This window comes from Niallia oryzisoli, from assembly GCF_043641075.1.
Lineage (GTDB): Bacteria > Bacillota > Bacilli > Bacillales > Cytobacillaceae > Bacillus_BD > Bacillus_BD oryzisoli_A.
This window is the reverse complement of record NZ_JBHZRC010000001.1, coordinates 698677-721151: the sequence shown is the minus strand read 5'-3', so window position 1 is coordinate 721151 and position 22475 is coordinate 698677. Positions and strand designations below refer to the sequence as shown.

The following is a 22475-nucleotide window of genomic DNA, read 5'->3' as shown; positions in this document are numbered from 1 at the left end:
CTGTTAGCTATTCTAGTTAGTGGTTATCTGTAATAGTAATAGTAGTGCTGATATCTAATCCTGGTTATATTCCTTTAGCTTTGAGTAGATAGGAAAATATGATGGCAATATTTCAATGGTAACCGGTGATTCTCCAGCATATTTACCATCTGTGTGAACTTTCATTGGTTCAGTACTGGAAATGGATATATTTTTACCTGTTAGCATGCTGACTTCTTTATACTTTGTGTGTTTACCAAAAAAGACGCTAATAAAAATGAGAAGCAATTTAACCTTTGAAAGCTGGTGTGCCACCGTTATATTTAATAAATTTTTCCATCCCCACCCACTGCAATGATTGCTGAAAGAAAGCTGTGTTTGCAAAAAATGCTTTTTTTAACGGGTATGATGGTATATCATATATACTAACATATAGTAGCTGGTATTAAGATGAGGGTATAGTTTTTTGTGAACTTCGTAAATTGTTTGCGAATTAATGTTACTAACTATCATTTTACAAATCTGGCCTAGGGGGAATTCTGTTGAAAAAAATCGCTTGGATTACGGACAGTACCTGTTATATCGAACCTGAATATGCAAAGCAAAATAATATATTTGTTGTACCCATTGAAATCACATTTGAAAATGAGACATATAAAGATGGAATTGACATCTCAGAAGAAGAATTATATTCAAGACTCACTTCTTCTCGAAAACTGCCAAAAACCTCTCAGCCAGTTATTGGAGATTTAGTTTCTCTATTTGAGGAACTAAAAAAAGAATATGATTTAGGAATTGCTGTTCATTTATCAACGGAACTGAGCGGAACGGCAAACGCTACAAAACAAGCGGCTGATATGGCTGGTTTTCCTCTTGAACTAGTGGATTCAAGACTTATCTCTTTACCGGTGGCCCATCTAATTCGTAAAGGTCAGGAATGGATTCGTGAGGGGCACTCACCTGAGGATACAGCAAATAAACTTAGAACGATGTATCCCACTAATACACTTTATGTCATGATTGGTTCTCTAGAGCAGTTACATAAAGGGGGACGTGTGAGTGCGATTCAAATGCTGATGGGAAGTTTGCTTCAAATTAAGCCAATTCTAACGTTTGAAGATGGTAAATTGATTCCCTATGATAAGGTACGTTCGCAAAAAAAGGCGTTATCCTATATGGTTGCGAAATTAAAGGACGATCTAGAACAAGATATAATCATTAAAACCGTTTATATTTTAGAAGGCGGCGCTAAACAGGAAGCTCTTAGTATCGAAGAGCAGATTCGCGCCCTTTCACCTGATCTTGAAGTAGTGATTGGGCCATTGGGATCCGCAATTGGAGTTCATGCTGGTGCGGGAACCATTGCGCTTACCTGGTTTAGAGAAGAATAATGAAAAAAGGAAAATCCAATTATACGAGGATTTTCCTTTTTTCATGTTATTCGTACTTAATTCCTGCCTGCTTGATATTATTTTTATCATCTGAACCACATGGTGTAACGGCGTAGGTCATTTCACATTTTGGACAATTCATAATAACTTTTTCTAATGTAAAGGTTTCACCGCAATCACATGCGATTTCATGTGCTACTGTTGGTGCTAAATCCGCTTTTCCTTTGCTTTTAACATGATCAACAATTGCCTTACCGTCATGTAAATTTGTTGTACAACCACAGCTCATATATATAACCTCCGTTTTAAATATTTGTTCGATACTTAACAAACTAAGAATAGCACAGAGAAATAAACATCAATATATCAAAAGTCACACATTTAGTACCAGTTAACTGGTAATTCGTTCCCCTCCCTCCTTTCATTTTCTAAAATCATTTAATGAATAAAGTTGTACCTGGTCTAATATGGAGTTTTCCTAAATATTTTATAAAAGATGAGTGTTCCCTAATTCCCCTTTTTTGTGAAAAATTTATTAAAAAGGAGAAACTCCATATGGTTGCCGTTCATTTTTATGAAAAAAGTAATTTAGTGTTAAGCCAGTGCCGACAGCAAATACCTGTTGTAGATGAGAATATTAAGATAAAAGGCCGTAAAGGAAAAGTTATGAATGTACAGGAGGTCAGAGAAAACGTCGTTCATGTATATGTGGAATTTGAAAAGGTTGTTAAGAAACAGGCTTTAGTGAGCGATAATAAGAAGAAAAGGAGATAAATTATTTATTAAATAACAAAGTCCTGTAAGTAAATTTGCAGGACTTTGTTTCATTTTATATATAATTATAATTAATTTGCACCAACGACTCCGTTTATTACTCATACTAAATCGTTTGATTTTTAATCGCATTTGGTATCATAATTGAAGAAACAATCAGTTAAATGTGAGGGTATAAACCATATGGAACGTCATGACCAAAATGAACAGGAAGATTATTTTGATGAACCCCCATTAGAGGATTTTTTACCTAATGAAGATGATCGAATAGTAAAGGAAAAACAGAAAAAACGGCGATCCTTCTTTTTTAAAATAGTTACCACAGGACTGGTTTTAGCCATGCTGATTAGCTTTAATCAAATATGGCCTCAGGTTATTAATATTCCTTCTATTAAATTTTTACAGAAGTCCAAGGAGCTTTCTAAGCAAGAAAAGATCCAGAAGTATAAGGAAGCGGTTGTTACGATACAGGACTCTAATACAAAAGGAACGGGTTTTAATATTGCTGAAAACGGGTTCATTATTACTAACCGACATGTTGTAGAAGATATGAATCCTATTACTGTAATGTTTCCACAAGGTGATGTATTGAGAGCTTCCATTGTTCATATGGATTCTGTTTTAGATCTTGCCTTCTTAAAGGTTGACGGTGAAAATTTACCGTTTCTTACATTGAGTAAGCCTAATAAATGGAATAGTAAAGATCATATTTATGTGATTGGAAATCCACTTTTTCATAATCAAATTGCCAATGAAGGCGATATATTGGAAGGGTCTGATAATAATCAGTTATTAATGATTTCGGCACCTATTTATAAAGGAAACAGTGGCAGTCCGGTTATTGACTTAGATGGAGAAGTGATTGGAGTTGTTTATGCAAAAACAATTGAAGATGGTACAGGCCTTGCTATACCAGTGGAACAATTTTTAACTAAACTACCGAAAAAATAGGGAGTCTCAAAAGACGATTAACATCTGCTGAGACTCCCTATTTTTTTCGGTAGTTTTCTTTGCTTAAGATTCAGCTATAGCTCTTACGATGCTATCTTCTAAGTCTGTTACCGAAGGTGCTAGAAAATTATTAATCATGATAGAGAAAATATATGGCTCTCCGCTCCTAGCTGTAATATACCCGCTCAATGTGGAAACACCTGAAATTGAACCAGTTTTAGCTTTTACATTGCCAATTGTCAGCTCGTCTTTTAGGCGACTTCGTAATGTACCGCCTGACAGTTTGTCTGATTGACCGGCAATCGGCAAAGACTTTTCGAATTCAGGAAACCATTTTTTAGACTGGGCAATAAAAAGTAATTTGGAAAGCTCATTTGCTGTAATCATGTTTTTATGAGACATTCCAGAACCGTCTCGAAGCTGAATACTTTCTCCATTAAGTCCTAAATTCATTACTGTCTCCTTGATTACCTGTAAACCGGCATCCCAGCTACCCTCGCCTTGAACAACCTTCCCCATTTCTTTTGTTAATACCTCAGCATGACTATTATTACTGAGCTTCATAAAAGGAATCAGAAGCTCCTTTAATGGCATCGACTGTTTGTCAGCAAGCTTTGAAGCCTTATGTGGAAGAACACCTGTTTTTATTGCTGATTTCCCTCCGAATGTGATTCCATGTGCATAAAGGGACTTTTTAAACACATGTAAGACATATTCTGTTGGTTTCCAAACAGCCACCCACTTTTTCATGCTACTGCCGTTCTGTGGAATACTGCCTTTTACAATAATTGTGTTCGTTCCATGTACTCTGTCAATAATAACCTGGCTGGATTGTTCAGCTTCTGCTGTTTTTGTCTGATTAATGATGTTTACATAATCAGTATTTGGAGTTACCTGAATGCTTCCCTTTTTCCCAATTTTTACACTGGGCGTTATTTCAAGGAGGACGGTTCCCGAATCGTAATCATTAGTTGGTGAAAGAGTTAATGCTGAAACCTGGGCACCTGTATGGAACGGTTCATCTGACCAATTCAGATCCTGTGAAAGCCGAATATTATCATACCAGCTATCGTCTCCTATCAGATTTCCGTTAATTCTAGAAATTCCTTTTTCTTTCAATTCCTTAGCAAATTGGTCAAGGTCTTTCTTCATTAAAGTTGGATCGCCTGTACCTTTTAGAAATAAATCCCCCTCAAGAACCTTTCCCTTTACCCTGCCATCCATCCACAATTCTGTTGAAAATTGATAGTCGGGACCAAGTTTTTCTAAAGCTGCTGCAGCCGTCAATAGCTTCATATTTGAGGCAGGATGCAATCGAATATTTCCGTTAGAAGAATAAATGACCTCTCCGTTGCCGGCCTTTCTGATGCTTATGCCAGTCACTGCCCCCTCAAGTCGCTGATCCTCTAGTATCCTGTCTATTTGGGCTTTTAATGGTGCAGTTGTTATTGTATCCTGAGCTGCTATGCTCGGTATTGGAATCGACAAAAGTAAGGCAGCCAGGAGTAAGAAGCATTTAAGCAAATAACTTTTAAAAAGAAAATTCCCGTTCAATCTGCTTCACCCTCGTGTTTTGATTCATAATATTTAGGATTCCACAATTTTATATAAATCATAACCATGTGAATGGATTCTGTTAACAACTGTTGACAGGGAATTCTTCTAAGGAAAGATGAAAAAAAGCACCCATTAGGTGCTTTTTCAAAGTCTTAAGACTATTATTGATAAGTATTACTCTCCTAAACCAACGATAATCTTATAATTTAGGTCCTTCAATGTTTGTTCGAATGCATCACTTGAAACTATGTAATAGGTTTCATCATTATCTGTTACGACAAGCTCTTCAGGGCTTTTATCAACCTGAGCAGCATCTAAACTGAAGTATTTTTCTCCTAGTAATTGTGAAATATCCATGTGTTCACCCCCCCTCTTATATATTAACTATAATTTTACTATAAAATAAAGAGGAATGTTTTAACCTACATTCCTCTTTATTTGTTTTGTTGTACCGAACGAACGTTCCCCTCGGTAATTTATGGCAATGATTCCAACTGCAACTAAAGAAAGAGCTGCAACAATATACTGATTGAAGCTTTCTCCAGGAATAAAAATCGCAGATAATATTGCACCAAAAACCGGAGTTAAAAAACTATAAATGCTCATTTCCCCTGCTTTGTTATATTTAAGGATTGTTGTCCAAAGGGCGAATGCCACTGAAGACAATAATGCCGCATAAATCAGCAATCCCCAGCCAATCGGTGTGAAGGTAATCGAATGTTCTCCTAATTGCGGAATACCAATTATTAATAAAACAAGGGAACCAATTGTCAGCTGCCAGCCTGTAAGAGTGACCGGATGAATATCGGAAGCAAGCTCTTTTGTCATGATGGTCGTGACCGCGCTTGTAAGACCTGACAAAATCATGAAGCCTTCTCCGCTCCAATGAAAATGAAATTGGAATTCTTGGCCCCAATTTGCGGCAATAATTCCAGCAAATCCAGCGATCAATCCAATTGTTTTTTTCCAATTTATATGGTCGTCCCGGTAATAAAAATGTGCCAAAATGACTGCCAAAAATGTTCCGCATGAAGACAGAATAGCTCCCTGCATCCCTGATACCCTTGATAGACCATTATAGAAGAAAAAATATTGCACGGCAGTTTGGATGGTACCAAACAAAAGTAAGATTAGAATATGTGACCTTTTTACAAGTAAATGGTTACGATTCGTAAAGAATAGAAACAGTAAAAGAATAAGTCCAGCCATTAGGAAACGGAGACCGGCAAACACAATCTGTGCCATTGTGTCATTTGCAGCTAATTGCAATTCTATATAACTGATTTTAAGAACGGGAAAGGCACTCCCCCATAATACTGAACAAATAATGGCTATTCCAATGACAGCCCATTTATTTTGAAACATACTTTTCAACCCAATTCATCTCCTATTGGTCTTTTGACCCCTAAAGATTTATTATATACCTTTTTTATGATAGGCTGTTCTTTTTTAAAACTGTAATAATTCAAAAAAAGCCTCTCTAATAACCAGAGAGACTCTAACTCAATCACAATATTTTCACATAATACGTTCTCGTGCGCGGGCCATCAAACTCACAAAAATATATTCCCTGCCATGTTCCTAAAACTAATCGTCCATTCGAAATGATGACATGCTGTGATGCTCCTATGGTACTCGCTTTCATATGTGCAGCGGTATTACCCTCCATATGACGGTCAAGCTCATGATTCCATGGGTAAACCTCATCAAAGCGGCGAATCATATCACGTTTTACATCAGGATCAGCATTTTCATTTATGGTAATACCTGCAGTCGTATGAGGACAATAGACAATAACGGCTCCATCATGAAGTTTGTTTTCGTACACATAATTCTGCACTTTTTCAGTGATTTCAATCATGTCATCACGACTGTTTGTTTGTAAGGTAAATTTTTTTAGCATGCAATTCCTCCATGATATGTTTTGGTTAGAATAACTACCTTCTCCAATATATCGGGTAGCTGATTAAGGTAATTAAATCATATTTTTCAATAAAAAAGACAGACTAATATCCTGGAGGTGTGAAAAATGAATACTCAAAATAAAAATTTTTCAAATGTGAGTCTAGGCGGTAAAGTAAATAAAGAAAAAGGAATCAATCACGATCAGCTAAAATATGGTCAAAAAGAGAACTCAGAAGATAAAACGATAAAATGAACAAAAAAGAGCAGCACTCACTTCTTAGCGTGCTGCTTCTTACTGTAGAATTTTTATGATGTTCTTTGATTTTTAACGTTTACGAAATGTTGTCCTTTTTCATCTTCTTTAACCCTCATTAACATTGTGTCATTCTCCTTACGTACCATTGCATAGGATTCTCCTTGCATTTCAAATAATGCTTCAATCTCATAAGAAAGTTGCTGTCCTTTTTCATCTTCAACCGTAATAAGGTCACGGAGTGAATCGTTTTCCATTTTTTTACCTCCTCAAAAAATTAGGATCTTTTTTAAAGTTCCCTTGATTCTTTTAATAAATTCTTACTGTCTATGAGAATGATATTTACCCGCAAATCATTACTCTTTCCTTTGGTAATATCCTCAGTAAAGGGTTTCATACATAAAACTTTTCTATAGATTTATAAAATTTATTTATGCGATTCCTGTCGAAAATGATAGAAGAAGCTCGTATATTTATACTTTTTATCGAATAGATAATTAACTTAACACTATAAATATATATGGAACAAGATTGGGAAATTACTGGTACAACTTTAAATAAAAGCTAAGAATATGCCTTCTAAACCAGTAATAATACTGACAAAAGGTTGATTTATAAATATTCAAAAAATCTGTTGCATTAAAAAAAAAGCGCTGTTATAATGAGAGCATATTTATGAATATTCACAATTTTAAATGCAAAAATTATTTTGGTTTGATCGGAGGAATTCTGTTGACTAAGTTACCTAGAGTAAATGAATTAGGATTTTTTGAGATTCGTCTTGAATCCATTGGCGGATTGGGAGCCAACCTTGCTGGTAAATTACTATCTGAAGCAGGTGTTGTAGGAAATGGATTTAATGGACTAAGCTTTTCATCTTATGGATCTGAGAAAAAAGGTTCACCAGTAAAAGGACATATTCGTTTCTGTGAACCTTATACAAATATTCGGGACACTACTCCTGTAGAACGTCCACATGTCGTAGCAATCTTCCATGATGCTCTATATAAAACATTAGATTGTACAAGCGGTATTTATCCAGACAGTACGGTTCTAGTAAACTCTATGAAAACTCCTGAAGAGCTTAAGGAGTTAATGAATATAGATGGTGGTATTATGGCCGTTATAGATGCAACGAAAATTGCATTAGAAGAAAAAACAAAAGTAAACACAGCGATGCTGGGGGCATTATACCGTATTCTTGATTTCATGGATGCTGACTCTATGAGAGATACGATTCGTCGTACCTTTGAGAAAAAATATCCGCATTTAGTAGAATCCAATCTTCGTACATTTGACAGAGGTTATAATGAAGTGGAATTTAAGACCTTTGAAGCTAGTGAAGATGCAACAGCTAAGCCGTTTGTACGTGAGGAGCCAACACTTGGCTATGAAACTCAACCAATCGGTGGTATCGTTATTGACCCAGGAAATAGTATTTTCAAAGATTTAAGTATTTCACGTTCTGGAGTGCTTCCTCATTATCATGAAGATAAATGTATCCACTGTGCTGCGTGTGATACAGCCTGCCCTGATTTCTGCTTTGTTTGGGAAGAACAGCCTGATAAAAAAGGCCGTCCACAAATGTTCCTAAAAGGAATTGACTATCAATACTGTAAAGGCTGTTTAAAGTGTGTACATGCCTGCCCGGTGGAAGCATTAACAAATGAAGTGGAAACAAATGATGGATACGCTGATGCTAACCGTGTACCGCATTTATTTGAATTAGTAAAATAATTTTCATAGTGAAAGGTGATTACGTATATGTCTAAAGAGATTGTTATAGATAAAGAGAAAGCAGGTCTATCAGAAGGATCTGTTGAGCAAGCGATCGTATTTGAATCAGGTAATGAAATGGCTGCATATGCTGCACATCAAATTAACTATCATGTTATGGGATATTACCCAATCTCCCCTTCTACTGAAGTTGCGCAATTCCTTGATGGAATGAAAGCAAGAGGACAACATGATATTAAATTAATTGCGGCTGATGGTGAGCACGGTTCTGCAGGGATTTGTTATGGTGCAGCAGCTGGCGGCGGACGTGTATTCAATGCAACTAGTGCCAATGGTTTCTTATATATGCTTGAGCAGCTGCCTGTTCAATCCGGAACACGTATGCCAATGGTATTAAACTTGGTAAACCGCTCTGTTTCAGGACCTTTAAATATTCATGGTGACCACTCTGATTTATATTTTGCCTTAAATATTGGCTGGCCAATTCTAATGGCTCGTGATCCACAAGTTGTTTATGATATGAATATCATGGCGATTAAATTAGCAGAAGATCCTGAAGTTCGTTTACCTGTCATTGTATCTTATGATGGATATTTTACTTCTCACCAAAAGAGACGTGTTCAAGTTATTAAGGATAATGACCAAGTTCAGAAGTTTATCGGTGAAATGCCAACAAATTTCCCACATGCTCTAGATCGTGACAACCCAGTATCAATTGGTGCATATATGAACGAGCCTGATACAATCAACAACCGTTATCAACAATCTGAAGCAATGTATAATGCTGAGAAGGTATTCGAAAGAATTACAAAAGAATATGCAGAATTAACAGGCCGTGAGTATCCAATTCTTGACTTATATAAAATGGAAGATGCTGAAGTTGCCGTATTCATGTTAAACTCTGCAACAGAAGTTTGTAAGGATGTTGTCGATCAATTACGTGCGAAAGGCATTAAAGCTGGGGTTATTTCTCCTAATATTCTTCGTCCTTTCCCACAAAAGCAAATTGCGGAAGCATTAAAAAATGTAAAAGCTATTACAGTTGGTGACCGTGGGGATTCATACGGAGCACACGGTGGTAACATGGCTCTTGAAGTAAGAGCAGCACTGCAAACTTATGGCAACACTGAAACAAAAGTAATTAACCGCGTCTACGGATTAGGTGGTAAAGATTTCTATGCAGATGATGCAGAGAAGTTCTTCCAACTAGCAGTCGATGCTGTAGAAGCTGATAAAGTTGAAGTACCATTTGATTACTTTGGTCACACTCCTGGTAATCCGGAATTAGCTCCAAAACGTCGAGTAGAACCAATGAAAAAAGAAGATTTACGTACAGGTCTTATTACGGTTACTCCTAATGAAGAAACTGGTGAATTGAAAGTTAAGATTCCTCCACTAAGAGCCTTAACGAAAAAACCAAAACGTATTTCTTCAGGACACGGTGCATGCCCTGGATGTGGTATTTTCTCTGGATTAGAGACATTCTTTAAAGGAATTGAAGGCGATATTGTTGCATTATTCCATACTGGCTGTGGAATGATTGTTACAACAGGATATCCATACAGTTCACATAAACAAACTTATATTCACAACCTTTTCCAAAATGGTGCGGCTACATTATCTGGCGTTGTGGAAATGTTCCATGAAAGAAAACGTCGTGGTGAGTTTGAAGCCCTTGGATTAAGCGATGACTTTACATTTGTTATGGTAACTGGTGACGGCGGTATGGATATTGGCATGGGTCCTGCGATTGGTACAGCTTTACGTAACCACAAAATGATCATCGTTGAGTATGATAATGAAGGTTATATGAATACAGGAAGCCAATTGTCTTACTCTACTCCACTTGGACATATGACAAGTACTTCTGCTGTAGGACCATATCAGGCAGGTAAAGCTTTCCATCATAAAGACACAGCTCAAATCATGGCTGCTACTAATATTTCATACGTGTTCACAGGCTCTGAAGCATTCCCGCAAGACCTTGTGAGAAAAGCTGCGAAAGCGCAATGGTATGCAAATAATGTAGGTATGGTTTATGGTAAAATCCTAATTGCTTGTCCGTTGAACTGGAAATCAAATGAAACACTAGGACAAGAGATTGTAGATGCGGCTGTAAACTCTTGCTTCTTCCCTCTTTATGAAGTGGAAAGAGGTGTTACAAAAATTACTCATAACCCAGAAGACAAAAAGAAACGCATTGAACTTGGTGACTGGTTAAAACATATGGGTAAAACAAAACACATGTTAAAAGAAGAGAATAAAGAAATGCTTCAAGAATTTGAACGCGAAGTAGAACGCCGTTGGAATCAATTGAAAGCAAAACACGAAAGTCCGTACCTATAAGATAAAGATAAACCCTCTTGAACATTCAAGAGGGTTTTATTTAACTCTTCTCTTTTATTCTTCATATATCATCTTCCGTGTCATACCGCCGTCAACAACAAGGTTGATTCCGGTAACAAAGTCATTCTCCCTCGCTGTTAAATAGAGACAGGCCTGTGCAATATCCTCCGGCTTCCCTACACGTTTTGAAAAATGCTGCTCATGATCCATACTACTAAGCTTTGAGTAATCACCTGTTTCAATCCATCCCGGGGAAATTGCATTCACCGTAATCCGATCATTGCTCAATGAAGCGGCAAGCGCATGGGTAAGCGCTACGATGCCGCCTTTTGTAGCGGCATAAGCTTCTGAATTTGGCTCTGACATCATAGCCCTTGTAGAGGCAATATTAACAATTGCTCCTCCCTCCTCGTTTTGCCTTATGTATTTTGCTGCCTCACGTGATCCTAAGAAAACACTTCTTAAATTAGTTTGGATGACATCATCCCATTCTTCGATTGGTAATTCAAAAAGAGGTTTGAAAACACTTATTCCAGCATTGTTGATTAATATATCGATTCTTCCATATGCTTGATTAGCAGCTTGCATTAAGGAAATAATATCCCTTTCTCTTCGTACATCCGTTTGGACAAAGAGAGCTTCTCCTCCCTGCTCTTTAATGATTTGAACTGTCTTTGTACCTTCTCTTTCCTCCATTTCCGCTACAATTACATTTGCTCCCTTTTTGGCATAGGCAAGAGCAATCCCTTTACCGATTCCCTTCCCCGCTCCTGTTACGATTACTGTTTTTTTGGTGAAACACATTAGAATTAACACATCCTTCTCTAACATAATCGTTTGATGTATAAGACCAAACGGTCATTTTTTTCATTATCAATGAATGTTTAAGAAAGTGCAATAAACCTCTTTTTAATATCCTCCTGACACATATTCCCCCAATATTATTTAGTGTATAATAGTATTTAAAGATAATATTACCTTTTTATCCTACTATTTCGTACAAAGAGAAAGGAGAAGCCGATGGAAAGTAAAGCAACTGGAAATGAAATCATGCAGGCATTAATTACGATTACTCCTTGGATTGCAGAAATCATGCAGACTGATATGGGCTTTGCTGTTACAGATAAGGAAAAATTTATTATCCAAAAGGATGGTAAAACGGTTAAATTACATATTTCTCCCGGTGATCCAGTAAATCCTAAATCAGCCATGGCGGAGGCAATGAGGACAAAGAAACCAGCAGCAAAAAACATGGACGCTTCTTTATATGGAATCCCTGTAAGAATTTATGGCTATCCTCTCCTAGATGATTATCGAAATGTAATCGGTTCCGTGGGCATAGCTAAAAATATTGAAACCTGGACAGGCCTCAATAAAAGTGCTGTAGATCTTGCGGAATCAAGTGATGAGGTAGGAAATATTATTGATCAATTCCTCATCGTGGCCGCTCAATTAAATAATGACAGTATTACACTGCAAAGTAAGGCTGATGAAATAAACAATAAATTTAAAAAGACCAATCAAATCTTGGAATCAATCAAATCAATCTCCTCTCAAACCAGGTTAATTGGATTAAATGCTGCTATCGAAGCGGCTAGGATTGGCGAGGTTGGAAAAGGATTTGGGGTCGTAGCAAATGAAATTCGAAAATTATCTGGTCATAGCAATGATGCAAGTGTAGAAATAGAAAAAACCTTACAGGATCTTCAAGTCGATTTACAGAAGATCACAGAAGAAGTGACAGCCATTAATTCTACCGTTATTAATCAATTGGAAAAAGCAAAGGAAATAAATTCACGTATCTCAAGGTTCGAGGAAATCTCAAAGCTTTTACTGACATTATCTAATCGTTTATAAAACTTCCGATCATAGAAAAAGAACAGCTCCATCGAGCTGTTCTTTTCATGTGCTGCTATGGAACATATACCCTACTAAAGATTTCTTTGTTGAAAGGATCTAATCGCTGGATTTTTAAGCATCACGCTTAACATGATAAAGCCAAATAAGCTTCCGGCAAATGAGCTGATCATAAATGCAGGAACAAAGCCAAATAATGCAGCATTCTGACCTAATAGAAGCACTGCAATTGGATAACAGGCTAACCCGCCTAATATGCCTGTACCAACGACTTCACCTGCAAATGCAAAGGAAAGCTTCTTTGTTTTCATAAATAAGCAGGCAGCTAACAAGGCGCCAATCATACTTCCAGGAAATGCAAAAATAGACCCGGTTCCCATCATATTTCTTAATAAAGATACAGTAAATGCCTGTAGGACAGCATAGTATGGGCCTAACAATACTGCAGACAATACATTTAAAAAGTGTTGAATGGGGAAAACCTTTGTAAAACCAATCGGTATATAAATCAAATGGCTTGTAAGTGTTCCTATGGCAACAAACATGGCTGTCATGGTCAGTTTCAATGTTTTGTTCAAGCTGTTTCACCTCTCTCTTAAGCTGATATGTAAATATAAAAAAGCCGTATCCCTAGTAAAGGACCCGGCTTTGATAGCAAGAAGCAAAAGTAAGTTAGAGTAGATCCTACTTTCCTACGCCGGAATTATCCGGATCAGGTCCAAAGGGTTGAAAAGCATGTGCTTTTCTCTCAGCCTCTATTAAAGGCACCCCTAGTAGATGTAGCAATATTATAAACTTATAAAATTATAATATGAATGTAGTAAAATGTAAAGTAAATTGCCTATTTTCGCTTAATTATTCAGAGAGTTACATTTCGTTATATTTTAGATATTTAGTACGATAATGAGATAAAGCGAGAAGTGGAAAAATAAAGCGGTAGCTGTGATAATGCATATACAGGAAACCTGCCATTCCTTGGCCCTTTGGATAGGATGTTGACCAGTCCTCACGTTCAAGGTTGTTCAGTAGAAAGCTAATTCCTTTTTTTATAGCGGGAGTCGGTTTTTCTGAAGTAGAAATAAGGGCATCAATTGCCCATGCTGTATGTGTTAATGTGCTGGCTTTTAAAGGAATATACGTACGCTTGATATCGCTATTGCATGATTCTCCCCAACCACCGTCATGATTCTGAATCATCTGTAACCATTCCACTGCTTTTCTAATGGAGTGGTGTGATGGTGGGACGCCGACTGCAGATAATCCAGTAAGTGCTGCCCATGTACCATAGATATAACAAATTCCCCATCTCCCATACCAGGAACCGTTAGTCTCTTGATGGGTGATTAACCAGCTAATACCTCCTTTAACAGCTGGATGATGTTTAGATAAATTCGTATAGGAGCCGAGGTATTCAAGTGTTCTGCCTGTTAAATCTGCCGTGGACGGATCAGAAATAAGATATTCTGCATCCTCTATCGGGAGAAGCTGCAGGATACGGTTATCTGTATTTTTTTCAAATGCAGGCCATCCCCCGTCCTTATTTTGCATAGATAGAACCCACTGCAAGCCTCTATCCCATGATTGACGAATGCTCATATCCGTCTGGGCATTCCTTGCGATGGCTCTTAATGAAGCGGTTGTATCATCTATATCAGGCTGAATCGTGTTACTATTTGAGAATCCCCATCCGCCTGGGTAGCCTGAGGGATTATGAACAACCCAATCACCATATTTCATGTGCTGGCGTGAAAGTAAATAACGATTTGCCGTCACTACCATTGGGTCCGAATCAGGAACTCCTGCTACCTGTAATGCAGTGCTAAGTAGGCTTGTATTCCATACTGTTGCCGTTGTAAATTGTATATGCTGCTCACCATTTATGCTACATTTCATGGCTAGTAAGCCTTTTACAGCTTTCGTGATAATTGGATGACGTTTGCTATATCCCAATGACAGGAGGGAGAAAATCATCAAAAAGGTCGAACCAAAGTAATTAAACAATGTTCCATCCTCTTCTATTCTCGTTAGCATATATTGTTTGGCTTGTTCAATTGCAAGCTGATGGATTTGACCTGGTAATCCCACTAAATTCTTGATTCCCTGTTCAATAAGTTTAAGAAATGAACGCCATTCCTGTAATTCTTTAAATCTCAATATGCTTTCGTGTTTCTTTTGTAAAAATAGCTCTGATAAAACAGGGGTACCTACTGTAGTTAAACGAAATTTATTATCCGCCATAATCATAATGGGAGTTAGATTGGCCCTCCCATACACAGAAAAATCATAAAAGTTGACGGGAAATGAAGATGGCAGAAGGATCATTTCTACCGGTAGTGGAAAAAGTGTTGGCCACTTCAGCTGCCCAGTTATGGTTAGCATGATTTTTGTCAGCATATGACAATTGGCAATCCCGCCCTTTTTAATAATAAATTGCCTAGCTCTTTTCAATAATTGGTTATTTTTACCATAATATCCGGAGTATAGCAATGCGTAATACGCTTCCACTGTAAGTGAAAGATTCCCTTCCTCTTCATCATCAAAAAGCTTCCAAGCTCCATTCGGTTTTTGTTTATTGACAATTCTGTCTGTCAGCTGTTTGATTAATTTTTCCTCATGTAATTCTAAGGCTCTTAATAAGATAATCATGTAACAATCAGTTGTGATTCCAGTATCAAATGGATAATTCCAAGAGCCATTTGGAGCTTGGTTTAGACGAATGTTCTCAATTATCCGGTTAATTCCATACGATATTCGACTTTTCAATGTATAACCTTCCCCCCTCCAATAAATAATCCCCTTATCGATTATTATTCGGAGAATATGAAGAGCATTCATCAAAGGAGCGGACCATCATGTTTAGTAATTTCTTTCAATCAAAGTCTCCTTCCATTTCTAAATCACTCATCCAGATAAAAAATGTATTAAAGAGAAAAAGGAAAAACAGCCCAAAAAAGAATCTTTCTTCAGATGAAAGGCTCTTAATAAAAGAAATAACAGAAAAAACAATGGAATGGAATAAAAATAATATTACAAGGACTAAAGCCTACCTTGATTATTATCTGTCACATCCGGAGCTGCATTGGGCTTTATTGGCCCATATGGTTTCACGAAATGCAGGCTGGAATATGACAGATTTAAAAGGAGAATTTCTTTCAAAAATCCTATCCAATAAAGACCGAAACGCTTATTTTACCTTTATTGAGCGAGCGAATTGGCTGATTTTTCAGGATGCCTATCCTCAACTGCTAATCTATGAAGAAAGTCAAAAAAGAGGGCAAAACCTATTTTATCTTTTGCCATATTTTCATATTTCCATCTTTATGGAGTCTGTTTGGAATCAGTATTGGAAGGAACAGGATTCCTTTTTGATCACAGCTGCCCTTATTATCAATGAGCAGAATTATATAGAGTCAAGAGTAATTCGAAATCAGGAATTTCAAGAAGCTGTCATAAGTACCTTGGAATTTACCTTTCAGGATTTCCTTTCTCTAAACCATATCTTATTTCCATTTATGGATGAACAAAAAATAAAGCTGAAAGGGCTAACTGTTCACCAATTTGAAAAGCTGCAGGATCGAATCCGTTTGGGAAAGCAATTATATTCAGTGTTGTTTAGCAATCAGGAACAATTAGGGATGGTGGTTCAATGGGCAATGAAACATCAGCATACGGGATCTCGAAAAGATTATTGGCCGCATTTTTTCCATGAAATCTATGAAGGGGTACCTGGTAAGCTCGTTAAGCCAAGGATAGACTCTTGTAAACTGAAACCCGGTTCAGCTCGTATTTATAGCCCTAAACTAGAATTTGCATGGGAAAATATCCAGCATAAACCTGCAGAAATATATGAATGGTTTCAAGATTGGCGTATTATTTATTTCCTGAACAATTCCGGGGATCAAGTGGAGGGGTTGATTGAAGAAGCCTATTGCAGAACAATTAAAATGCTGGAGCTTGCAGCTTTCACAAAAAAGGTCATATTTTAGACATGCATGAATACAACAATATACGCTAAACTGTTGCCATGCTCATACTATTTCGCGCGGAAATTATTCCCCTAATCGAAAATAATTTCCTGGGTAAGCGCATATATTGACATAAGGCAACAAAAATTGGTTGCAATATTAAAATAATGTCGAAGCGTTTTTAGAATGATAGAAATACTCTATTAATTGATGTTTTGATCCTTTTTGGGACTTCATAAGGTAATAAAAGGACACTAAGGCTTTATTAATCCACCCAGTGTCCTTTTATTATGCTATGATAACTAGTTCACAAGCTGTTGAATATTCTCCATTAAACCGGTGATTTCTGTTATGGTCGTTAGAACTCCTGTTTCCTCTAAAAATGCAGGATCCAATACCCCGTTCTCCATATTGGTTAGATAAAGGTCAATCCCCTCATTGAGCTTTGCATTCGAGTTTACGATTTGAGTATGAAGGTCCTTTGCAATGGATGGTGGTTCAATTTGATTAAACGTCTCGATTTCATCCTTCATAGCAAGCAGTTCAGTTTCTAAGGTATCCCTCGCTGCTTCATCAGTGACAGCATCTCCGGCCAAAGCTGGTAGTTGGTTAGAAAAATTTTGAACAGTATCAATATATTCAGTGGCTTCATTTGCATACTCAACTGTACTGTTAACCTCGCTGATAAGTGAACAACCGCTAAGAATCAACAGACCGCTTATTATAAGAATAGTCATGGTTCTTTTCAACATGTAATCTCCCCCTCGTCGCTTTAATAGTAACATGAACAACTAGTAAACTTGAAATTAAGTACGATATAAAACAATTTGTTTTCTTTATTAACAAAAATGTACTATATTTATTAATATTAAAATTTATTAATTAATTCACGATTAAAGAAGGAATTTTATGGAACGGAATTTATTTTATCAAAGTGTATTGTTTATTATTGTTAGCAGTATTGGAGGATTCTTTCTCTCATTAACTGGTCTTGGAATTGGCTGGATGCTGGGGACCATCATATTAGCTGCATTACTCTGCTTCAGACAGCCAGGCTGGCTGAAAATTACCGGTTCACAAAAGGGGCTTCCAATGAGCTGGATGAATCTGGGGCAATGGCTGTTAGCGATCGAGCTTGGGAAACAAATTAATTATTCAGTTCTTCATATTTTTAGTGAAAATTGGATTACCGTCTCGGTCATGCTGGTACTCTCTATTGGTTTTTCCCTTCTTTCAGGTTTGCTTTTATGGAAGTTTAGTAAAACAGATATGATTACAAGCTTCTTTGCTACAGCACCAGGAGGAGTGGCTACCCTGCCAGGTATTGCAGATGAGGTTGGTGCCAATACAGCGATCGTGAGTATTATCCAGACCATGCGTGTATTTTTAGTCGTTTTAACTATACCGATTATCGTTTCGGCATGGATTGCCTCCCCTATTGATCCGTCCGTGTCAGCCAATCATGCACTTACAACAGCTGGATTTACGATGAGCCAGCTATTTGGCACTGTACTATTAGGTCTAGCTGCTTGGGTCGGTTATTATGTAGGCAAGCGAATAAAAATTCCTGCCCCCTGGCTCGTAGGCGGAATGATTTTTGTTGCTTTATTCCAGAGCATCTACTCCTATATTACTGGACATGACATGGTCATCTGGTGGCCGGAGATCATTATGATTCTTTCCCAGGTATTAATTGCCTCCAGTGTGGGGTCTCGTTTTCAAAGAAGTATGTTTATTGGGGTTGGAAGAGCCGTCGTTGTTGCCTTTCTAGGCACTATAGGGCTTATCATAGCCATGTTTTTATGCGCGTTTATCGTATCCAAGGTTACAGGCATTTCCCTTATTACCTCTGTGCTGGCCTTTGCACCTGGAGGTGTAGCAGAGATGTCGACCACGGCTGTAATTCTGCAGGCTGATTCTACATTTGTTGTAGCCGTTCAGGTCTTGCGTATCGTTTTTGTCATCTTAGTCCTCCCTCCGTTTTTTAGATTATTAAATCGAAAAGAACAGCAAAAAAGTACACAATCAAAAGTGTCAGTATAATAGAAAAAGAGAGTGTTCCACGACACTCTCTTTTTCTATTTGTAATGATTTGAAACTTTTCTTGAAATGCCCACGTATTTTAACTACAGGGGGAATGATTATGTCACTAATTTCAATAAAAATCAATGAAGCAGGATATGACCCAGGGGAAGCTAAAATTCATAATCTTAATTTTTCGATACATAAAGGCGAATTAATTGGATTAATTGGAGCAAACGGTGCCGGAAAGAGTACGACGATTAAAAGTATACTTGGCCATATGACCTTTCTAGAAGGTGAAATACTGATTCAAGAAGGGATTTCAACGGCATACCTTCCTGAGCGCCCGGTTTTTTATGATGAATTAACCTTTCAAGAACATATAAATTTTATAGCAGCCGTCGAAGAGCTTCCAGTTGAAGTAGTAAACAACCGGGTTACACCGCTATTGGAAAAATTTCAGCTGATGAATCATGTTCATGAATTACCTGGTACCTATTCGAAAGGAATGCAGCAAAAAGCGATGATTATCTTAGCTCTGATGATTAGGCCTGATCTTCTAATTATTGACGAACCATTTATGGGCCTTGATCCGATTGCTACGAAGATCTTGCTGGAAATGATTATGGAGGAATGTAAGCGCGGCGTGGGTATATTAATGTGTACTCATGTATTGGATACGGCTGAAAAAATATGCGACCGTTTTGTTTTAATTGACCAAGGTGAACAGCTTTCCGTTGGTTCGTTACAGGATTTCCGCGAGTTCTGTAATCTGCATGAAGGATCACTATTCGAATGTTATCACCATTTAATTGAGGGCAATCGTGATGAGTAGTTTCTGGATACTATTCAATCGGCTAGTACAGGATTATCGATTTCAATATAAAGTAGTGAAAATGGTTTTTGACTGGACGGTTATGTTATATATTGCTGTTCCAGGACTCGTAATAGCTGGATATATGTACAGTTCCTGGTGGATAGAGCTGCCGGCATGGAGTGCTTTTATACATCTTCCGGTTATAGCAGTTATTGTTTATTTTGTTTCAGCCTCAAGCAGCTGTCGCAGCTTTGTAAAGGAAGCTGATGGAGTATTTCTGCTTAAACATAAGCAGAAATACATCCTTCTTAAGAAGTGGTCGTTTTTCTATTCATTAACGAAAAATGCTATTTCAATAATCCTAACCGTTATATTGGCATCACCATTCTTAACTGTTAAACACTCGTTTTCTATGGTAGAAGTGCTATGCTTTATGCTGTTATTTATCTCTCTTTCCTTCTTTTTTATTGGTATCAAAATGTTTTTTTCTTCGTATTTTCAAGGTTGGAAGGAAAAACTGTTAGTTGTCCTTGTCTTTGTGGTTTTCTTAATCGGTACGATATGTGTTTTTTCTAACTATGTTTATGTACCGAATTATTTCATAGGGATTTCCTTTGTTTTTATGATAATCGCATTCATTTTAACTTATTACAGGCTTCACACTACTCGTTATTTTCAACAGGAAATAATGAAGGAAGACGAAGAAAAAATGCGTTATGTAAACATCATTTATGGTGCGGCACCGGAGCTTGAAAAACCGAAAATAATAAAGAGAAATCGTCCAATCGTATTTCCTCAATCAAAAAAGCTCTTTAAAAGGAATCTTGCTCAAAATGGATTTTATGAGCTTTTCATTAAAGTTGTTTTACGTAATTCAACATATGTTGGTGGATACTATAAGCTTTTAGGTGTAACTGCCCTAGCTATGATTTCACTGCCTCCACTCTACCTGAAACTGCTTATTCTTATGGGATTTACGGTATTTATTTGGATTTGGACAGGTCATTTATGGGATAAAGTAATACTGGCTAACCCGATTGGCAGAAAGTATCGGAATCATGATGCTTTCTTCATCGCCCGAAAAAAAACGCGTCTATATTTAACAGTTCCAGCTGTTTGTTTCTTAACTGTAATAGTAATTGTGAATCTAATGTGATTATCTTAAAATGAAAGGAAGTAAATCTGTAAGGGGAAATGTTAGATGATGATAAAAAAATGGCTTCAGGAATCCGACTATACGGTTGTTTTTACAGGCGCCGGTATGTCAACAGAAAGCGGTTTACCCGATTTTCGTTCCTCCAAACAAGGAATGTGGAATAAAAAGGATCCGAGTAAGATAGCAAGTACAAGGGCACTGAATGAAAATGTCCATGAATTTATTGCCTTTTACCGTGAAAGAGTCTTAGGTGTTAAAGAATATAAACCTCATAAAGGGCATTTTATTTTAGCTGACTGGGAAAAGCAAGGGATTATTAAACACATTATTACGCAAAACGTAGATGGATTCCATCAGCAAGCAGGAAGCCAAAATGTTTCTGAATTACATGGTACGCTGCAAAAACTCCACTGTCAGTCATGCGGAAAAGAATACAGCAGTGAAGAATATATTCATCAGGAATATTATTGTACTTGCGGCGGGGTACTGCGCCCGTCAATCGTGTTATTTGGAGAGACACTGCCGGAAAAAGCATTTCAAACGGCTTATGAGGAAGCGGTAAAATCAGAGCTATTTATTGTGCTAGGCTCCTCCTTAAGTGTAACCCCTGCGAATCGATTTCCACTGATTGCAAAGGAAAATGGCGCTAAATTGGTTATTGTCAATATGGAAAAAACTGATTTTGATATATATGCAGATGAAGTGATTCAGGACCAAAAAATTGGGGAGCTATTAATTGAGTTGGACTCGTAGTGTTCATTCATTTGAACCTAAATGAATTTGTACAAAAAAGCGGACAATATTTTGTCCGCTTTTTTTGTACAGGTCAGGTTAATGATTTTTGATTTGAATCGTATAGGATTGCTTCTTTGCCACATTGTTTGTGAAAATTCGCTCATGAAATAAAATTTTATCATCTGTCATACGAATAACGGTAGAGCTTCTTGTCCCATAATCATTGCTCTTAATAAATAAAGGTGAAAGCATTCTTTCCATGTCTAATGAGACCCCAGTGTTTGGCAGGAGCTGGTCAGGGGCAGGATCAGAGTTTTGGAGAAGCATAAAAAGTTCCTCAACCATATCACTCGTCTTTCCTTCAATTATGGCAGACAGGCCTTCCTTTCCCTTTTGGACCTTTGGCCATTCGGTATCAAGTAAATGATTGCTTACCCCGTAAATACCCGGCATTAGTCTTTGTAAGGTATCGCTCTTGTTTGAATAATAGTATAGATGATCTATGTCTCCAGCAAGTAAGTTATAACCAGGATACAGTTCTTTTTTGGCTGCTAGCATACGCATATAAGTTTGTATATTACCTTTGTATTGTAAGGCGTCTGCCACCAATTCGCCGCGGGAGCGTTTTGTTGTAGAAAACTCGCTTGGATCCCTGTAGTTTGTTAAGGCGGAGAAACGCCCATTTGTCGTGACGCCCATCCAAGTACCCATTTTCTCAAGATCCCTGCCTGCAAGTATGTCAGGGTTATCCTCCCAATATTGAGCAGGTGCAGTCGGTCTTTGGTAAAACTCATCTCTATTCGCTGCTACTACCAGTTTATAGACTGGATGTACTTGATAGGCAAATAAAATTAAACACAATTTTCTCACAGCCTTTAGGTCATTTTTATTCAATGATGGAATTATCATTATTGATACTTATTATTCTAACAAATTCCTTTGTATCTTGTCCGTATTTTGCATCGTTGAACCTTTTTGTTTATTCTCGGAATGGTTCTTATCATTTTGAAGAAAGCTAATGCTATAAAGG

Annotated in this window: 24 protein-coding genes and 1 riboswitch; of the genes, 12 read left to right on the top strand and 12 right to left on the bottom strand. The window is 37.3% G+C overall.

Annotated elements, in window-relative coordinates:
• Positions 1–54: 54 nt before the first annotated feature.
• Entirely contained in the window at positions 55–363 is a 309-nt protein-coding gene (locus ACHUFV_RS03725) for a diacylglycerol/lipid kinase family protein (RefSeq protein WP_394232263.1), read from the bottom strand.
• 158 nt (positions 364–521) lie between these two features.
• Between ACHUFV_RS03725 and ACHUFV_RS03720 the strand changes: the two genes are divergently transcribed.
• On the top strand, positions 522–1370 hold the full coding sequence (locus ACHUFV_RS03720; RefSeq protein WP_394232262.1) for a DegV family protein: 849 nt from the start codon (positions 522–524) through the stop codon (positions 1368–1370).
• A 46-nt stretch (positions 1371–1416) separates the two neighbouring features.
• Here the strand turns inward: ACHUFV_RS03720 and ACHUFV_RS03715 are convergent, their stop codons facing one another.
• Positions 1417–1659: a hypothetical protein gene (locus ACHUFV_RS03715; protein ID WP_394232261.1), complete on the bottom strand. Its 243-nt coding sequence runs from the start codon at positions 1657–1659 to the stop codon at positions 1417–1419.
• A gap of 266 nt (positions 1660–1925) precedes the next feature.
• Between ACHUFV_RS03715 and ACHUFV_RS03710 the strand changes: the two genes are divergently transcribed.
• Entirely contained in the window at positions 1926–2144 is a 219-nt protein-coding gene (locus ACHUFV_RS03710; protein ID WP_394232260.1) for a hypothetical protein, read from the top strand.
• Between the two features lie 183 nt (positions 2145–2327).
• Positions 2328–3095, top strand: coding sequence for a S1C family serine protease (locus ACHUFV_RS03705; RefSeq protein ID WP_394232259.1), 768 nt, complete (start codon positions 2328–2330; stop codon positions 3093–3095).
• 63 nt (positions 3096–3158) lie between these two features.
• On the opposite strand, the gene dacB is transcribed toward ACHUFV_RS03705, so the two are convergent.
• The 4 genes from dacB to ACHUFV_RS03685 form a co-directional block, all read right to left on the bottom strand.
• Positions 3159–4649 carry a D-alanyl-D-alanine carboxypeptidase/D-alanyl-D-alanine endopeptidase gene (dacB, locus tag ACHUFV_RS03700; RefSeq protein ID WP_394232258.1) on the bottom strand — a complete coding sequence of 497 codons (1491 nt, stop codon included), beginning with the start codon at positions 4647–4649 and terminating at the stop codon, positions 3159–3161.
• Positions 4650–4826: 177 nt separating this feature from the next.
• The gene (locus ACHUFV_RS03695; protein WP_394232257.1) at positions 4827–5009 is read right to left on the bottom strand and encodes a hypothetical protein; all 183 of its coding nucleotides are present in this window, start codon (positions 5007–5009) and stop codon (positions 4827–4829) included.
• Between the two features lie 60 nt (positions 5010–5069).
• On the bottom strand, positions 5070–6017 hold the full coding sequence (locus ACHUFV_RS03690) for a DMT family transporter (protein WP_394233368.1): 948 nt from the start codon (positions 6015–6017) through the stop codon (positions 5070–5072).
• Positions 6018–6159: 142 nt separating this feature from the next.
• Entirely contained in the window at positions 6160–6555 is a 396-nt protein-coding gene (locus ACHUFV_RS03685) for a secondary thiamine-phosphate synthase enzyme YjbQ (RefSeq protein ID WP_394232256.1), read from the bottom strand.
• Positions 6556–6681: 126 nt separating this feature from the next.
• Between ACHUFV_RS03685 and ACHUFV_RS03680 the strand changes: the two genes are divergently transcribed.
• Entirely contained in the window at positions 6682–6810 is a 129-nt protein-coding gene (locus tag ACHUFV_RS03680; protein WP_394232255.1) for a hypothetical protein, read from the top strand.
• 53 nt (positions 6811–6863) lie between these two features.
• Here the strand turns inward: ACHUFV_RS03680 and ACHUFV_RS03675 are convergent, their stop codons facing one another.
• Positions 6864–7067: a DUF1292 domain-containing protein gene (locus tag ACHUFV_RS03675; protein WP_394232254.1), complete on the bottom strand. Its 204-nt coding sequence runs from the start codon at positions 7065–7067 to the stop codon at positions 6864–6866.
• 475 nt (positions 7068–7542) lie between these two features.
• Between ACHUFV_RS03675 and ACHUFV_RS03670 the strand changes: the two genes are divergently transcribed.
• Both ACHUFV_RS03670 and ACHUFV_RS03665 read left to right on the top strand, forming a co-directional pair.
• Entirely contained in the window at positions 7543–8547 is a 1005-nt protein-coding gene (locus ACHUFV_RS03670; protein ID WP_394232253.1) for a 2-oxoacid:acceptor oxidoreductase family protein, read from the top strand.
• A 27-nt stretch (positions 8548–8574) separates the two neighbouring features.
• The gene (locus tag ACHUFV_RS03665; protein WP_394232252.1) at positions 8575–10893 is read left to right on the top strand and encodes a thiamine pyrophosphate-dependent enzyme; all 2319 of its coding nucleotides are present in this window, start codon (positions 8575–8577) and stop codon (positions 10891–10893) included.
• Between the two features lie 54 nt (positions 10894–10947).
• Here ACHUFV_RS03665 and ACHUFV_RS03660 read toward each other — a convergent pair whose 3' ends face one another.
• Positions 10948–11697 (bottom strand): glucose 1-dehydrogenase, encoded by a 750-nt coding sequence (locus tag ACHUFV_RS03660; protein ID WP_394232251.1) that lies wholly within the window; start codon positions 11695–11697, stop codon positions 10948–10950.
• Between the two features lie 216 nt (positions 11698–11913).
• Here ACHUFV_RS03660 and ACHUFV_RS03655 point away from each other — a divergent pair, with 216 nt between their 5' ends.
• A complete protein-coding gene (locus tag ACHUFV_RS03655) occupies positions 11914–12750 on the top strand; it encodes a methyl-accepting chemotaxis protein (protein ID WP_394232250.1) in 837 nt (278 codons plus the stop codon).
• A gap of 74 nt (positions 12751–12824) precedes the next feature.
• Here the strand turns inward: ACHUFV_RS03655 and thiW are convergent, their stop codons facing one another.
• On the bottom strand, positions 12825–13328 hold the full coding sequence (gene thiW, locus ACHUFV_RS03650; RefSeq protein ID WP_394232249.1) for an energy coupling factor transporter S component ThiW: 504 nt from the start codon (positions 13326–13328) through the stop codon (positions 12825–12827).
• 94 nt (positions 13329–13422) lie between these two features.
• Positions 13423–13532, bottom strand: a riboswitch (TPP riboswitch).
• An 85-nt stretch (positions 13533–13617) separates the two neighbouring features.
• Positions 13618–15513, bottom strand: coding sequence for a terpene cyclase/mutase family protein (locus ACHUFV_RS03645; protein ID WP_394232248.1), 1896 nt, complete (start codon positions 15511–15513; stop codon positions 13618–13620).
• 89 nt (positions 15514–15602) lie between these two features.
• Here ACHUFV_RS03645 and ACHUFV_RS03640 point away from each other — a divergent pair, with 89 nt between their 5' ends.
• Positions 15603–16736 (top strand): DUF2515 family protein, encoded by a 1134-nt coding sequence (locus ACHUFV_RS03640; RefSeq protein ID WP_394232247.1) that lies wholly within the window; start codon positions 15603–15605, stop codon positions 16734–16736.
• Positions 16737–17017: 281 nt separating this feature from the next.
• Here the strand turns inward: ACHUFV_RS03640 and ACHUFV_RS03635 are convergent, their stop codons facing one another.
• Positions 17018–17467, bottom strand: a complete 450-nt coding sequence (locus ACHUFV_RS03635; RefSeq protein ID WP_394232246.1) for a DUF6376 family protein — start codon at positions 17465–17467, stop codon at positions 17018–17020.
• Between the two features lie 157 nt (positions 17468–17624).
• Between ACHUFV_RS03635 and ACHUFV_RS03630 the strand changes: the two genes are divergently transcribed.
• From ACHUFV_RS03630 to ACHUFV_RS03615, 4 genes are all read left to right on the top strand, one after another.
• Positions 17625–18758 (top strand): AbrB family transcriptional regulator, encoded by a 1134-nt coding sequence (locus ACHUFV_RS03630; protein WP_394232245.1) that lies wholly within the window; start codon positions 17625–17627, stop codon positions 18756–18758.
• Between the two features lie 100 nt (positions 18759–18858).
• Positions 18859–19572 (top strand): ABC transporter ATP-binding protein, encoded by a 714-nt coding sequence (locus ACHUFV_RS03625; RefSeq protein ID WP_394232244.1) that lies wholly within the window; start codon positions 18859–18861, stop codon positions 19570–19572.
• Positions 19565–20710 (top strand): ABC transporter permease, encoded by a 1146-nt coding sequence (locus ACHUFV_RS03620; RefSeq protein WP_394232243.1) that lies wholly within the window; start codon positions 19565–19567, stop codon positions 20708–20710. The genes ACHUFV_RS03625 and ACHUFV_RS03620 overlap by 8 nt, the downstream gene beginning before the upstream one ends.
• Before the next feature lie 48 nt (positions 20711–20758).
• Positions 20759–21463, top strand: a complete 705-nt coding sequence (locus ACHUFV_RS03615; protein WP_394233366.1) for an NAD-dependent protein deacylase — start codon at positions 20759–20761, stop codon at positions 21461–21463.
• A 78-nt stretch (positions 21464–21541) separates the two neighbouring features.
• On the opposite strand, the gene ACHUFV_RS03610 is transcribed toward ACHUFV_RS03615, so the two are convergent.
• A complete protein-coding gene (locus tag ACHUFV_RS03610) occupies positions 21542–22354 on the bottom strand; it encodes an NRDE family protein (protein ID WP_394232242.1) in 813 nt (270 codons plus the stop codon).
• Positions 22355–22475: the final 121 nt, after the last annotated feature.